This is a genomic window from Thiocapsa roseopersicina (assembly GCF_900106925.1).
Classification (GTDB): Bacteria; Pseudomonadota; Gammaproteobacteria; order Chromatiales; family Chromatiaceae; genus Thiocapsa; species Thiocapsa roseopersicina.
Map to the genome: position 1 here is coordinate 14,611 of NZ_FNNZ01000011.1, position 14,335 is coordinate 28,945.

The following is a 14,335-nucleotide window of genomic DNA, read 5'->3' on the forward strand; positions in this document are numbered from 1 at the left end:
CCCAGGAGGATCGCTCGAGACGCGACTCAGTACAGTGCATTCATCATCTTGGCGCGATACCCCGCGACCAGGTCGCCGCCGCCGAGCAGATCGAAGATCGCCAGCATCCCTTTGCGCGCGGCGTCTTCCTGAAAGGCGCGGTCGCGTTTCATGAGGGTCAAGAGATTTTCGAGCGCCGACGCATAATCACCGCGCAAGACCTGGTGTGCGGCGAGCTGGTAGCGGGCCAGGCTGTCCTTGGGATCGTCCGAGAGTCGCGCGATCAGATCCGGCTCTGGTGGAGCGTCTTCGAGTGCCGTCGCGAACCGCAGCTGCCCGCGCAGCGCCAAGACCTCGGGCTCCCCTGCGAGCTCGATCGGGAGCTTGTCGATTGCCGCCTGCGCCTCGGCGATCTCGCCCTGCGCCGCCAAGAGTTGAAGCTCGGCGAGTGCAAGGCGGGCATTCTCCGGATCCGCCTCCCGTGCCCGGTCGATCAAGGCCCGTGCACCCGCGAGATCGCCCGCGACCAGAAGCCCCTGCGCCTGTGCCAAAAGCCCGTCGGATGCACGCGGGATGTGCCGGTCGAGGAACTCGCGGATCTGACTCTCGGGAAGGGCGCCCATGAACTGATCCACGGGTCGCCCGGACTTGAACAGCTGCACCGTCGGGAGGCTGCGGATCCCGAACTCGGCGGCCAGCGCCTGTTGCTCTTCGGTGTTGACCTTGGCCAGAATGAATCGCCCGCGATACTCGGCGGCCAGATTGGCGAGGATGGGCATCAGCATGCGGCAGGGCGCGCACCAGTCGGCCCAGAAGTCGACCAGGACGGGACGCTCGAACGAACCCTCCAAGACGACCGACTGAAAATTCTCCGCCGTGACGGTCACAATGTATGGTGAATCGGCCATGATCGGGACACTCCTTAAAGACGGATCGGATGGCGTGGATCTAACCGTCGAACATAGCTGTCGGATGAGGTCGATTCAAGCCGATCGAGCCGGGTCTCCGGAAACAACCGCAAGGAGTCATCGCCATGTCCGAATCGCTTCACGTTGTCTGCCCCGCCTGCGATGCGGTCAACCGGGTCCCTCGGGAGCGTCTCGGTGCCGCCGCGAAATGTGGCAAGTGTCACGGTCCGCTGTTCCTCGGCCAGCCGCTGGCGTTGGACGAGTCCCGCTTTGCGCGTCATCTCTCGCGCAGCGATCTGCCGCTCTTGGTGGATTTCTGGGCGCCCTGGTGCGGACCCTGCCGGATGATGGCACCGGCCTTCGAGGCCGCCGCCGGTCGGCTTGAGCCGAACCTGCGTCTGATCAAGGTCAACACCGAGGAGGCGCAGGCCCTGGCTGCGCGGTTCGGCATCCGCAGCATTCCGACCCTGGCGCTATTCCGCGGGGGTGCGGAGGTCGCACGCACGGCCGGGGCGATGGACACCAACGGGATCATCGCCTGGGCGCGGCAGGCAATGTAGCTTGGGCGACGCCTGGCCGAGACGGGCTCGTCTTGTCGGACGGCTAGCCCATCGCGCTTCGCATGGACACTCGAGCGCCGCTTCTTTAGAATTCCAGCCGGTCAGGGCGGTGCCTGTGTGCCCGCCCAGGCGTCATTGCGCCGTTACACTCGTTCGCGTCGCGGCCGTTGCACGCCCCCCGCCCGGATCGGAGAAACCCTTGAGCAAACCCGCGGTACTCGTGCTGGAGGACGGCTCCGTCTTCCGGGGAACGTCGATCGGCGCCGATGGATCGAGCGTCGGCGAGGTGGTGTTCAACACCGCCATGTCCGGATATCAGGAGATCCTCACCGATCCCTCGTATCTGCGACAGCTCGTCACCCTGACCTACCCCCACATCGGCAATGTCGGGACCAACCCGGAGGACGAGGAGTCCGACCGCGTTCAGGCCGCCGGTCTCATCATCCGCGACCTGCCGATCCTGCCCAGCAACTTTCGCATGACCGAGCGTCTCGACGCCTATCTGCGGCGTCAGGGCATCGTCGGCATCGCCGATATCGACACCCGGCGTCTGACCCGTCTGCTGCGCGAGAAGGGCGCCCAGAACGGCTGTCTTCAGGCCGGCCAGGGGATCGACGAGGCGGCGGCTCTGCGCGCCGCACAGGGTTTTCCGGGCCTCAAGGGGATGGATCTGGCTCAACATGCCTCGACCTCCGAGACCTATTCCTGGACCCAAGGCGTCTGGGTCCTGGGCGAAGGACATCCCGAGTCCATTCATCCGGTCGGGGATCGTCTGCCCTTCCATGTGGTCGCCTACGACTACGGTATCAAGCGCAACATCCTGCGGATGCTCGCCTCGCGCGGCTGTCACGTCACGGTCGTCCCCGCGCACATGCCGGCGACCACGGTACTGGGTCTGAAGCCGGACGGGGTGTTTCTGTCCAACGGCCCGGGCGATCCGGAGCCCTGCGACTATGCGATCGAGGCGATCCGCGAGCTGCTGGACACCGACATACCGCTCTTCGGCATCTGTCTCGGCCACCAGCTGCTGGGTCTCGCCTGCGGCGCGCGCACGCTGAAGATGAAGTTCGGCCATCACGGCGCCAATCACCCGGTGCAGGATCTCGCCACCGGCGAGGTCATGATCAGCAGCCAGAACCACGGCTTCGCGGTCGACGAGGACAGTCTGCCCCCGACGGTCGAGGCCACCCATCGCTCCTTGTTCGACGGCAGTCTGCAGGGCATCCGGCATCGGGATCGCCCGGCATTCGGATTCCAGGGTCACCCCGAGGCCAGTCCGGGTCCCCATGATCTCGCACCGCTCTTCGATCGTTTCATCGAGCTCATGCGCGCCCGCAAGGCCTAACCGGCGAATGAATCCCCATGCCTAAGCGTACCGACATCTCCAGCATCCTGATCATCGGCTCCGGGCCAATCGTGATCGGTCAGGCGTGCGAGTTCGACTACTCCGGCGCGCAAGCCTGCAAGGCGCTGCGCGAGGAGGGTTACCGGGTCATCCTGGTGAACTCCAATCCCGCCACCATCATGACCGACCCCGAGATGGCGGACGCGACCTACATCGAGCCGGTCACCTGGCGCGCGGTCTCGGCCATCATCGAGCGCGAGCGCCCGGATGCGCTTCTGCCGACCATGGGCGGGCAGACGGCGCTCAACTGCGCGCTCGATCTGGTGCGCGAGGGCGTGCTCGAGCGCTTCGGCGTCGAGTTGATCGGCGCCTCGCGCGAGGCGATCGACAAGGCCGAGGACCGCGACCTTTTCCGTAAGGCGATGCGCAAGATCGGGCTGGACATGCCGCGCTCTGCGATTGCGCACAGCCTGGAAGAGGCGATCCAGGTCCAGGCCTCGATCGGCTTTCCGACCATCATCCGCCCGTCCTTCACGATGGGCGGAAGCGGCGGCGGCATTGCCTACAACCAGGAGGAGTTCGAGGAGATCTGCCGGCGCGGGCTCGACCTCTCGCCGACCAAGGAGCTGCTGATCGAGGAGTCGGCGCTGGGCTGGAAGGAGTTCGAGATGGAGGTAGTCCGCGACCGTGCGGACAACTGCATCATCATCTGCTCGATCGAGAATTTCGACCCGATGGGCGTGCACACCGGCGACTCCATCACGGTCGCGCCGGCTCAGACCCTGACGGACAAGGAATACCAGATCATGCGCGACGCCTCGATCGCGGTGCTGCGCGAGATCGGGGTGGATACGGGTGGGTCGAACGTGCAGTTCGCGATCAATCCGGCCGACGGTCGCATGATCATCATCGAGATGAACCCGCGGGTGTCGCGCTCCTCGGCGCTCGCCTCCAAGGCGACCGGTTTTCCGATCGCCAAGGTCGCGGCCAAGCTGGCGGTCGGCTACACGCTCGACGAGCTGCGCAACGAGATCACCGGCGGGACGACGCCGGCCTCTTTCGAGCCCAGCATCGACTATGTCGTCACCAAGATCCCGCGCTTCGCCTTCGAGAAGTTCCCGCAGGCCGACGCGCGTTTGACCACCCAGATGAAGTCGGTCGGCGAGGTGATGGCGATCGGCCGCACCTTCCAGGAGTCGCTTCAAAAGGCCCTGCGCGGTCTCGAGATCGACCGCTACGGTCTCGAGGAGATCGTCGATCCGCGTGAGCCGGATGCGGCCAAGCGCGTCCGACATGAGCTGCGCCAGACCGGGGCCGAGAGGATCTTCTATCTCGCCGATGCCTTCCGTCTGGGGATGAGCCTGGAGGAGATCCACGAGCTGTCCAAGATCGACCCTTGGTTTCTCGCCCAGGTCGAGGATCTGGTGCATACCGAGGCGCACGTGCGCACCGCCGGGCACGAAGCCTTGGGCCGCGAGTCTCTGCGTCTGCTCAAGCGCAAGGGTTTCTCGGACCGGCGGATCGGCCACCTGGTCGGCACCACCGAGCATGAGATCCGGGCGCTGCGCCACGGGCAGGGTCTGCGGCCGGTCTACAAGCGCGTGGACACCTGCGCGGCCGAGTTCGCCTCCAGCACGGCCTATCTCTATTCCACCTACGAGGAGGAGTGCGAGGCCGAGCCGAGCGATCGGGAGAAGATCATGGTCCTGGGCGGCGGTCCGAACCGCATCGGCCAGGGCATCGAGTTCGACTATTGCTGTGTCCACGCCGCCTTCGCCCTGCGCGACGACGGTTACGAGACCATCATGGTCAACTGCAACCCCGAGACCGTCTCGACCGATTACGACACCTCCGACCGGCTCTATTTCGAGCCGCTGACCCTGGAGGACGTGCTCGAGATCGTCGCCAAGGAGAAGCCGCTCGGCGTCATCGTCCAGTACGGCGGTCAGACTCCCTTGAAGCTCGCGCGCGATCTGGAAGCCGCCGGCGTGCCCATCATCGGCACCAGTCCGGACAGCATCGATCTGGCCGAGGACCGCGAGCGTTTCCAGCAGATGATCCAGGAGCTGGGGATTCGCCAGCCGCCGAACGCAACCGCGCGCAGCGAGGCCGAGGCGATCGAGCGGGCGGCCCGGATCGGCTATCCGCTGGTGGTGCGTCCCTCCTACGTGCTTGGCGGGCGGGCGATGGAGATCGTCTACGACGAGTCCGAGCTGAACCGCTATATGCGCGAAGCGGTACGGGTCTCCAACGAATCCCCGGTCCTGCTCGATCGCTTCCTCGACGACGCGATCGAGGTCGACATCGATGCCATCTGCGACGGCAAGGACGTGCTGATCGGCGGCATCATGGAGCACATCGAGCAGGCCGGCGTGCACTCGGGCGATTCGGCCTGCTCGCTGCCGCCCTATACCCTGTCCCCGTCGATCCAGGACCGGATGCGCGAGCAGATGGCGCAGATGGCGCACGCGCTCAAGGTCGTCGGTTTGATGAATGCGCAGTTCGCCGTCAAGGGCGAGGATGTCTACATCCTCGAGGTCAATCCGCGCGCCTCGCGCACCGTCCCCTTCGTCTCCAAGGCGATCGGCCTGCCGCTCGCAAAGGTGGCCGCGCGCTGCATGGTCGGCAAGACGCTCGCCGAGCAGGGTCTGCGTCGCGAGCGCATGCCCAAACATTATTTCGTGAAGGAAGCCGTCTTCCCCTTCATCAAGTTCCCGGGCGTGGACACCCAGCTCGGCCCCGAGATGAAGTCCACCGGCGAGGTCATGGGTGTCGGCGAGTCCTTCGGCGAGGCCTATGCCAAGGCGCAGGAAGGGGCGGGAACGCTCCTGCCGCGACTCGGCGGAGCGGCGCTGTTGAGCGTTCGCTTGGCGGACCGCGCGCGCCTGATTCGCGTCGCGCGCGACCTCGTCGGCTTCGGCTTTACCCTTTACGGCACCCACGGAACCGCTCAGTCCTTGCGCGACGCCGGTCTCGACTGTATCGGCGTCAACAAGGTCGCCGAAGGGCGCCCGCATGTCGTCGACATGATCAAAAACAACGACGTCAGCTTCATCGTCAACACGACCGAGGGCTCACAAGCCATCGCCGATTCCGCGGCGATCCGCCGTTCCGCGCTCCAACACAAGGTCAGCTACACCACGACCATCTCGGGCGCCGAGGCGACCTGTCTGGCACTGAAACAGCTGGACATTCTGAGCGTCAATCGGTTACAAGATTTGTCCTGACCGATCTCGCGGGCGCCCTTCGGCGCCCGCGATTTTTTCTATGCGACACCCCTAAGATCCGACCCGCCGAGGGCCTCCGGCCCGATCCGCGACCGTGACGAAGGCGGTGCATCCAGACGAGGAAATCACCCATGAATCAGGTCCCTCTGACCGTCGGAGGCGCTGAGAAATTGCGCGAAGAGCTCGAGCGGCTCAAGCGCATCGAGCGCCCCCGGATCATCGAGGCGATCGCCGAGGCGCGCGCACACGGCGATCTGAAGGAGAACGCCGAGTACCATGCCGCGCGCGAGCAGCAGGGTTTCGTCGAAGGGCGTATTCAGGACATCGAGGGCAAGCTCGCGAACGCCCAGATCATCGACGTGACGCAGCTCGCCGCCAGCGGCCGGGTCGTCTTCGGCGCGACCGTGCAGGTCCTTGAGCTGGATAAGGATGTCGAGCATACCTTTCAGATCGTCGGCGAGGACGAAGCGGATCTGAAGCAGGGCAAGATCTCGGTCGGCTCGCCCATTGCCCGCTGTCTGATCGGCAAGAGCGAGGGCGATGTGACCTCGGTGCAGGTGCCGGGCGGGGTGCGGGAGTTCGAGATTCTGGAGGTGCGTTACGTTTAAACCGCGTTCGGCGGGATGTGCGATGGTAGGTGGTGAGTTTGGCTTCGGCTAATCTCTGCCTCGCCGGCGGGACGCGGTTTAAACGGATGTTTTTTGGATATCACTGAGGTGATTTCCGGAGTAGCCAGGCGTCGCGAAGCGGTGCCCGGGATAGACGACTTGCAGTCGTCCTCTTCCACCGTCCTGACGGCCGACGGGGTTGCGCTCAACGCGACGATCTCGGGAACCGCGCTGAACGCGCTTCGGCCGGTCGTGAAAGCGAGGTCCGCCGGGCGTTCTTTTCCGGGAATAGGCCGAGGTTGTGCTGACGATAGGAAGCACAACAGCCACCGATGGTTGGTTGTGCCTCGCACGGCTCGGCGCAACCTACGGCCCTCGCAGCGTGAAGCACTCACCATTCTAGGCGGTGCGCAGGCGTGGGCCATGCCGGCGGCTGTCGTGCCTACCCGGCGCCGCCGCGTGAGATGCGCGCGATGACCCAATCAAGAGCGCTGTCGGGCAGGATCCGGGTGAGCACGCCGAAGAGGTGAGTGGGAAAGGTGACCGCATAGCGAATCCGCGGGCGTGGGCTCTCCAGGGCATGGATGAGCTTCTTCAATACGGCCTCGGGCGGGAGCGTGAAGGGCTGAGCGGCGCCTGCCTTGGTGAGTCGCAGCTGCGCACGCGCGTAGGCTGCGTGATGGACACTGTGCTCGGTGTCGATGTTCGCCTTCAAGGCGGCGTAGGCATTCTCGCGAAAGCGACTCAGGATGGGGCCGGGCTCGATCAGGGAGACCGAGATGCCGCTGCCGCGTAGCTCCAGACGCAGGGTATTCGTGAGCCCTTCCAACGCGTACTTGCTCGCGACATAGGCGCCACGAAAGGGGAGCGGGATCAATCCCAGGATCGAGCTGTTTTGAACGATTCGCCCATGCCCTTGCTTGCGCATGACTGGGATGACGCGGCACGTGAGGTCGTGCCAGCCCAGCAGGTTCGTCTCCAGCTGGGCGCGCAGCACCTCTCGGGTCAGATCCTCGACCGCGCCCGGTTGTCCGTAGGCGCCGTTGTTGAAGAGCGCGTCGAGTCGTCCGCCGGTGATGTCCAGGGTCTGCGCGAGGGCATTCGCGATACTCTCGGGGTCGTCCAGGTCGAGTTGGACCGCCGTGAGACCCTGTTCCTTCAGACGGGACACGTCCTCGGACTTTCGCGCGGATGCGATCACCAGCCAGTCGCGTTGAGCCAGACCGAGCGCGCAGGTAAGCCCGATGCCGCTGGAGCAGCCCGTCATGAGGATCGATCGCTTGCCGGGAGACATCATCAATTTAGAGTCGACTCGGCCATGATGGGTTTAATTTAGCACGAGAACGGCCGCGAGGCGGTCGTCGCCGCTGCGCCGGCCAGCGCCGTGCGGTATCCATTCTCTCTGAAACGCCTGATAATTGGCGCCAGCTTGCTTTTGTCGAGGAACGAACGATGCCGATCTACGAGTACCGCTGCGAGGCCTGCGGTCATGAGCTTGAGCAGATTCAGAAGATCAGCGATCCGCCCCTGGTCGACTGCCCCGCGTGCGGCCAGCCGACGCTGCGCAAACAGATCTCCGCGGCTGCCTTCAGGTTGAAGGGCGGCGGTTGGTACGAGACCGACTTCAAGAAGTCGAACCAAAAGAATCTGCACGACAGCGGCGAGAAGAAGGAGGCTAAGTCGGGTGACAGTGCGGCTTCCGGGTCCGGCTCTGGCGACAAGGGCAGCACCACGACGGCGAAGCCGGATGCGAGCGCCGCGCCGAAGCCCAAGCCGAAGCCGGTCGAAAAAAAGCCCGCGGCTTGAGCCGGACGCGGCGACCGACCTTTCCCCACCCCATCACGCAATAAACCTCATCGAGCGACGCGCTGTTGCGTCGCTCGATACCGGATTTGACGACGCGAAGACACGAGGCGAGACGACGATGCGCACGCAGTACTGTGGAGAACTGAACAGCCGCCACGAGGGCCAAGAGGTCGTGTTGTGCGGGTGGGTGCATCGGCGTCGGGATCATGGCGGCGTGATCTTCATCGATCTGCGTGACCGCGAAGGTCTGGTGCAGATCGTCTTCGATCCGGATCGCCCCGAGATCTTCGCCCGCGCCGAGCAGGCCCGCAGCGAGTACGTGCTCAAGGTCACGGGCCGGGTGCGCGCGCGTCCGGCGGGAACCGTCAACCCGGATCTGCCGACCGGCGAGATCGAGGTGCTGGGTCTGGATCTGGAGATCCTCAACGTCTCCGAGACCCCGCCGATCCAGCTCGACGAGCACGGCGCCGACGCCTCCGAGGAGCTGCGTCTGCGCTACCGTTATCTGGATCTGCGCCGCCCCGAGATGCAGGCGCGGCTGCGCACCCGCAGTCGGGTGACACAGGCGATGCGCTACTTCCTCGACGCGCAGGGTTTTCTGGATATCGAAACCCCGATCCTGACCAAGTCCACGCCCGAGGGCGCGCGCGACTATCTGGTGCCCAGCCGCACCCATCCGGGCGAGTTCTTCGCGCTGCCCCAGTCACCGCAGCTCTTCAAGCAGCTGCTGATGATGTCCGGCATGGATCGCTACTATCAGATCGCTCGCTGCTTCCGGGACGAGGATCTGCGCGCCGATCGCCAGCCCGAGTTCACCCAGCTCGACATCGAGGTCTCCTTCATGACCGAGGACGAGTTGATGGCGATCATGGAGACCATGATCCGCACGCTCTTCCGCGACGTGCAGGGTGTCGAGCTGCCCGATCCCTTCCCGCGTCTGACCTACGCCGAGGCGATGCGCCGCTTCGGCTCGGATCGCCCGGACCTGCGCGTGCCGCTGGAGCTGATCGATGTCGGCGATCTGATGACCGGGGTCGACTTCAAGGTCTTCGCCGAGCCGGCACAGGACCCGGAGGGCCGCGTGGTTGCCCTGCGTCTGCCGCGCGGCGGCGAGCTCTCGCGTAAAGAGATCGACGGCTACACCCAGTTCGTCGGCATCTACGGTGCGCGCGGTCTAGCCTACATCAAGGTCAATGCCTGGGCGGAGAAGGGACGCGAGGGCCTGCAGTCGCCGATCCTCAAGTTCCTGCCCGACGGTGCGGTCGACGCCATCATGGCCCGCACCGAGGCCGTCGACGGGGATCTCATCTTCTTCGGCGCCGACAAGACCACGGTGGTCAACGAGTCGATGGGTGCGCTGCGGGTGCGGCTCGGTCAGGACCGCGGCTTGCTCGCCGAGGGCTGGCATCCGGTTTGGGTTGTGGACTTTCCGATGTTCGAGCGCGATGCCGTCAATCAGCGCTGGGTGGCCCTGCACCATCCCTTCACGGCGCCGAAGGAGGAGCAGTTGGATCTGCTGCAAAGCGATCCGGGCGCCTGTCTGTCGCGCGCCTACGACATGGTCCTGAACGGCACCGAGATCGGCGGCGGCTCTATCCGTATCCATCGCGATGCGGTCCAGCGGCAGGTCTTCAAGCTGCTGGCCATCACCGACGAGCAGGCCGAGGACCGTTTCGGCTTCCTGCTCAAGGCGCTGCGTTTCGGTTGCCCGCCGCACGGCGGCATCGCCTTCGGTCTGGATCGTCTGGTGATGCTCATGACCGGCGCGACCTCGATCCGCGACGTCATGGCCTTCCCCAAGACCCAGAGTGCCGCCTGTCTGCTCACCGATGCCCCGTCGCCCGTGGACGAGAACCAGCTCAAGGAGCTTGCGTTGCGGATCAGGCTGCGGGCCTAAAGCCCGTGATGCCCGTGGAGTCTACGGCGATGATGGACGGTCAGGGCGGCGGTCCCTTGGCTCGGTCAATGGCCGATCCGATCGGGCCGTCGGGCTCCGAGGGCGGTGACGAGGTTCCGGAGCAGGCGTCCATGACCGATGAAACACGCAAGCGTCCTCAGTCGGTTCTCGTGGTCATCTGCACCCGGGGCGGCGAATTCCTGCTCCTGAGGCGGACCCGCCCGGCCGGCTTTTGGCAGTCGGTCACCGGGAGCCTCGCCCCCGGCGAGACGCCGCGCCATGCCGCGGCACGCGAGCTTTACGAGGAAACCGGTCTGCTTGCGGGCGGCGCGCTGATCGATCTGCATCATTCCGCACTTTTCCCCATCATCCGCGCCTGGCGGAAACGCTATGCCCCCAACGTCTGCTTCAATCGCGAATACTGGTTCGCACTGGTTCTGGAGACCCGGCGCCTGATCCGGCTCAATCCGCGGGAGCATGTCGAATACCGTTGGCTTCGGGCCTTGCCGGCCCAAGCTCTGGCGAGCTCCTGGACCAATCGCGACGCGATCCGGGCGCTCTCCGGGCTCGCCCGCTAGCGTCGCTCCTCCTACGGCTCCGAAACATCGAGCAGCGGCGCAAACAGCGGGCGCAACGACGCCCGGAAAGGTCGTGGTCTGCGAATAGGCATAGACGGGTACGACGATCATCGACAGACCGACGATCGAGATGACGGCGGCGAAGGCACGACCCTTCGGCAGATGCAGAAGGCCCAGTGCCACGAGTGCGCCGATCAGCAGCTCCCAAGCGCGAAAATGCGGCAGGAAAAAAGCCGCGGTGGATTGCCTGTCGATCCACAAGGCGATGGCCGTCGCGGCAAAGGACAGCGCCGCAATCCCGGCGACGAGCGCCGCCTGGCGACCGCGAAACCGGCGCCAGGCGAGCCACAGAACCAACGGATAGAGGATGTAGAAGATCTCCTCCACCGAGAGCGACCAGGTATGCAGGATCGGCTTGAGCTCGGCCTCCTGGTCGAAATAGCCGACCTCGCGCTGAAACAGGATGCTCGAGACAAACAGGGTCGCTGCGATCAGGGACCGCGCGAACCTCTGGGCCTAGGCGGGGTAGAGAATCAGGTATGCCGCCAGTGCGGAGACCGACAGCATCGCAAACAACGCCGGTAGGATGCGCCGGATGCGCCGCTCGTAGAATCCCTGCAGGGAGAACCGACCCTCGCGGATCTCGCGCTCGATGATCGAGGTGATCAGATAGCCGGAGATCACGAAGAAGACATCGACCCCGATGAAACCGCCGCCGAACCCCGGAATGCCCACGTGGTACAAGACGACCGGCGCGATCGCAAGCCCAGGCAGGCCGTCGATGTCGGAGCGGTAGCGGTGAGACTCGATCATCCCGGGTGGTTCCTCCCGAGCCATCACCTCATTCGCCCTGGTCCTGGAAACCCGGCGTCTGATTCGGCTCAATCTTGGGATGTCGGCATGAGAACCTGTTTTCTGTCAAGCGTGCGACGGTCCTCTCAGGGAGCCGTCCGCCGCCTCGGCGCGGCGAGAACACTCGGGCAGGCCACGTCGATCTGCGGGCGTTTGAGCCTGACGAGGTAGTCGATCCCGTACTGGTCGACGCACCGGGAGCCGGCGCCGAGGAATGCTGTGTGCTGTGCCCCGACGTAGGTGACGACGCGGCTGTTGCGGAAGGTCCGCGCCATGTCGATGGTCCAGCCATAAGGGGTCAGTGCGTCTCTCGTAGAGCCGACGATGAGCATCGGCGTTTGCCAGTTGCTGCCGATGTCGACCGGCACCGGGTCCGGTGTCACGGTCATGCCTTGGCAGTAGAACAGTGCCTGCGCGTTGAACCAGCCGGTGATCGGCGCCTCTGCACGCAGATGTCGGGCGATTCGATCCTGCTCAATCGGGTCGATTCGGTCTGCGTAGTCCAGGCAGCCGATGAATGCCGTCGCGCCCCCGTGGATTGGAAAGTGCGTGGGCCAGTCCATGACCTTGTCGAGGGCGAGGGCGGCTGCCGCTTGTGCGCGACCGGATCCGTTCACCGCGACATCGACCGTCTCCAGGAATGACGCAGCCGTCGCATAGTTGCTCTCGCTCGATGCCCATCCCAGCAACATCGCACGCGCATGCCACTGCGTGAAGACAGTACCGGAAGGGAGGGTCAGGGTGTGTGCAACCAGTTTGCTCGACGCCGAGCGATAGTGAGCCGCTGATTCCGGGTAGGCATCGAACAGAAGTCCCAGAGCAGAGTCGGCCGAGGTGCCGGCGCCTTCGACGAAGTTGTGCCATGAACCGTTGGGGTTGACGGACGAAGACAAGAGCATCGCCCGGACCCGTTCGGGATAAGCATGCGCATACAGATAGCCGATTCGCGTGCCGTAGCTCGTTCCCCAGTAGGTGAGCTTTTTGTCGCCGACAGCGACGCGGAGACGTTCGAGATCCCGGACGGTGGCGTTGGTGCTGATATAAGGCACCACGTCCGGATACATGGCTTCACACGCGGCATTTGCCGCCGCCTGCGTCTGTCGCATCTGGTTCAGGACTGCCGCCCATTTGACCGGACCGGTCGCGGGCGGCGCAAACTCGCCACCGACGCATTCGGACAGCCCGGACGAACGCCCGACGCCGCGCGGATCCCAGACCACCAAGTCGAAGTGCCGCCGCAGGTCGCTGCCCAGCGCGCCACCGATCTCGCCGATCAGATCGATTCCGGACTCTCCCGGACCCCCGGGATTGAAGAACAGTGACCCAACCCGCTCCCTTCGCGAGCCGGTGGCCGGAAGGCGTGCGACAGCCAGGTCGAAGGTGCCGGCACCGGGATCCTCATCGTCCTTCGGAACCATCAGGGTTCCGCATTCAATGCCTTCGAAATCAGGCTCGCTGCAGAGGTTCCAGGTCAGGGGCCCGCCCGACACAGACGATGCGTTCGCTAAAACGCCGAAGGAGCACGCCAGGACGAGCAGTGCAGAAGTGGACATCGTCGCGAATCGACGCATGGTCAGTCCCTCCATGAACAATCGGAGCCGTTATGCCGCGCGTTCTCATGAGGGCATCGGGCCATGCAGGCGCGGCGCTTCTCCTTGCCTTCCGCGCGCAGCCGCATTCGACATTCGTCGTGCGGCAAGCTGGATGCGTCCGGTCGACATGCAGTAGGTAAGGCCACCGCACCAGGGTTGGAGTCGCCCTGACACTAGCACCGCGGCAATCTGCGGGCAAATCGGCTAGCGCGCAGAGGTCGGCTTGCGCAGGCACTGCACTCCGGATTCAGTGCCGAAGCGCGTGCGAGACGCGATTCGGCAACGGGTTGTGCGACGAAAGGATCAGCCGCTGCTGATATAGTGCTCGAGCTGCTCGATGATGAACTTGTGCTCCGAGATGATGGATTTGATCAGATCGCCGATCGAAATGAGGCCGATGACCTTGCCGTCGACGATGACCGGGAGATGGCGAACCCGCTTCTCCGTCATCAGCGCCATCGCCTCTTCCAGGCTCTGATTCGGCTGGGTGCAGACCACGCGCTTGGTCATGACGTCGCACACGTGCGTCTCCTTGGATGTGCGCCCCCTCAAGATGACGCTGCGCGCGTAGTCGCGCTCCGAGATCAGACCGATCATGCCGGTGTCGTCCATGACCAGGAGCGCGCCGATCTGCTTCTCCGCCATCAGCACGAGCGCGTCGTAGACGCTTGCATCGGGCCCGATCGACCAAACCTGCGAGCCTTTATCGCCGAGTAGTTGTTGAATCGTCTTCATCGTCTCTTCGAGCTCCCTCGGTGGTGGGGAATCGACTCCTGCTGTGTTGCCGGCGGTCCCTGCCTCCGTCCGGACACGGTCGCCGACCGCGACTCGGTTCCTCCGAGGTTAGCAGAGGGCTACCCGATGGGCCTAGTCGGAATCGGAGATGCGGTGGCCGAGTCGAACGCTCGGGCTGCGCCTGATCGGGTGCCGAATCCTTTGACATCGAGCGGGGATCCCCCGCTGCCGACCCAACGAGATCAGAC

At 64.8% G+C, this 14,335-nt stretch carries 11 protein-coding genes and 1 pseudogene; 7 read left to right on the forward strand and 5 right to left on the reverse strand.

The window, feature by feature from the left end; all coding sequences use genetic code 11:
* Window positions 1-26: 26 nt before the first annotated feature.
* The gene (gene trxA, locus BLV04_RS12620; RefSeq protein WP_093032457.1) at window positions 27-887 is read right to left on the reverse strand and encodes a thioredoxin; all 861 of its coding nucleotides are present in this window, start codon (window positions 885-887) and stop codon (window positions 27-29) included.
* 125 nt (window positions 888-1,012) lie between these two features.
* Between trxA and trxC the strand changes: the two genes are divergently transcribed.
* From trxC to greA, 4 genes are all read left to right on the forward strand, one after another.
* A complete protein-coding gene (trxC, locus tag BLV04_RS12625) occupies window positions 1,013-1,447 on the forward strand; it encodes a thioredoxin TrxC (protein WP_093032459.1) in 435 nt (144 codons plus the stop codon).
* Between the two features lie 199 nt (window positions 1,448-1,646).
* The gene (gene carA / locus BLV04_RS12630) at window positions 1,647-2,792 is read left to right on the forward strand and encodes a glutamine-hydrolyzing carbamoyl-phosphate synthase small subunit (RefSeq protein WP_093032461.1); all 1,146 of its coding nucleotides are present in this window, start codon (window positions 1,647-1,649) and stop codon (window positions 2,790-2,792) included.
* 17 nt (window positions 2,793-2,809) lie between these two features.
* Window positions 2,810-6,019 (forward strand): carbamoyl-phosphate synthase large subunit, encoded by a 3,210-nt coding sequence (carB, locus tag BLV04_RS12635; protein ID WP_093032464.1) that lies wholly within the window; start codon window positions 2,810-2,812, stop codon window positions 6,017-6,019.
* A gap of 131 nt (window positions 6,020-6,150) precedes the next feature.
* Window positions 6,151-6,627, forward strand: a complete 477-nt coding sequence (gene greA / locus BLV04_RS12640; RefSeq protein ID WP_093032465.1) for a transcription elongation factor GreA — start codon at window positions 6,151-6,153, stop codon at window positions 6,625-6,627.
* Window positions 6,628-7,069: 442 nt separating this feature from the next.
* Here greA and BLV04_RS12645 read toward each other — a convergent pair whose 3' ends face one another.
* Complete coding sequence (locus tag BLV04_RS12645; RefSeq protein WP_093032466.1) at window positions 7,070-7,924, reverse strand: SDR family oxidoreductase; 855 nt, start codon at window positions 7,922-7,924, stop codon at window positions 7,070-7,072.
* 155 nt (window positions 7,925-8,079) lie between these two features.
* Here BLV04_RS12645 and BLV04_RS12650 point away from each other — a divergent pair, with 155 nt between their 5' ends.
* The 3 genes from BLV04_RS12650 (at window position 8,080) to nudB (ending at window position 10,908) form a co-directional block, all read left to right on the forward strand.
* Window positions 8,080-8,433 carry an FmdB family zinc ribbon protein gene (locus BLV04_RS12650; protein ID WP_093032467.1) on the forward strand — a complete coding sequence of 118 codons (354 nt, stop codon included), beginning with the start codon at window positions 8,080-8,082 and terminating at the stop codon, window positions 8,431-8,433.
* A 118-nt stretch (window positions 8,434-8,551) separates the two neighbouring features.
* A complete protein-coding gene (gene aspS, locus BLV04_RS12655) occupies window positions 8,552-10,330 on the forward strand; it encodes an aspartate--tRNA ligase (RefSeq protein WP_093032468.1) in 1,779 nt (592 codons plus the stop codon).
* 131 nt (window positions 10,331-10,461) lie between these two features.
* Window positions 10,462-10,908: a dihydroneopterin triphosphate diphosphatase gene (gene nudB, locus BLV04_RS12660; RefSeq protein WP_093032739.1), complete on the forward strand. Its 447-nt coding sequence runs from the start codon at window positions 10,462-10,464 to the stop codon at window positions 10,906-10,908.
* Window positions 10,909-10,965: 57 nt separating this feature from the next.
* Here the strand turns inward: nudB and BLV04_RS25990 are convergent.
* The 3 genes and pseudogenes from BLV04_RS25990 to BLV04_RS12675 all read right to left on the reverse strand — a co-directional run.
* Window positions 10,966-11,745, reverse strand: a pseudogene (locus BLV04_RS25990) (acyltransferase family protein); the annotation flags it as partial.
* Between the two features lie 101 nt (window positions 11,746-11,846).
* Complete coding sequence (locus tag BLV04_RS12670) at window positions 11,847-13,313, reverse strand: alpha/beta hydrolase (protein ID WP_175534615.1); 1,467 nt, start codon at window positions 13,311-13,313, stop codon at window positions 11,847-11,849.
* Window positions 13,314-13,655: 342 nt separating this feature from the next.
* Complete coding sequence (locus BLV04_RS12675) at window positions 13,656-14,087, reverse strand: CBS domain-containing protein (RefSeq protein WP_093032485.1); 432 nt, start codon at window positions 14,085-14,087, stop codon at window positions 13,656-13,658.
* Window positions 14,088-14,335: the final 248 nt, after the last annotated feature.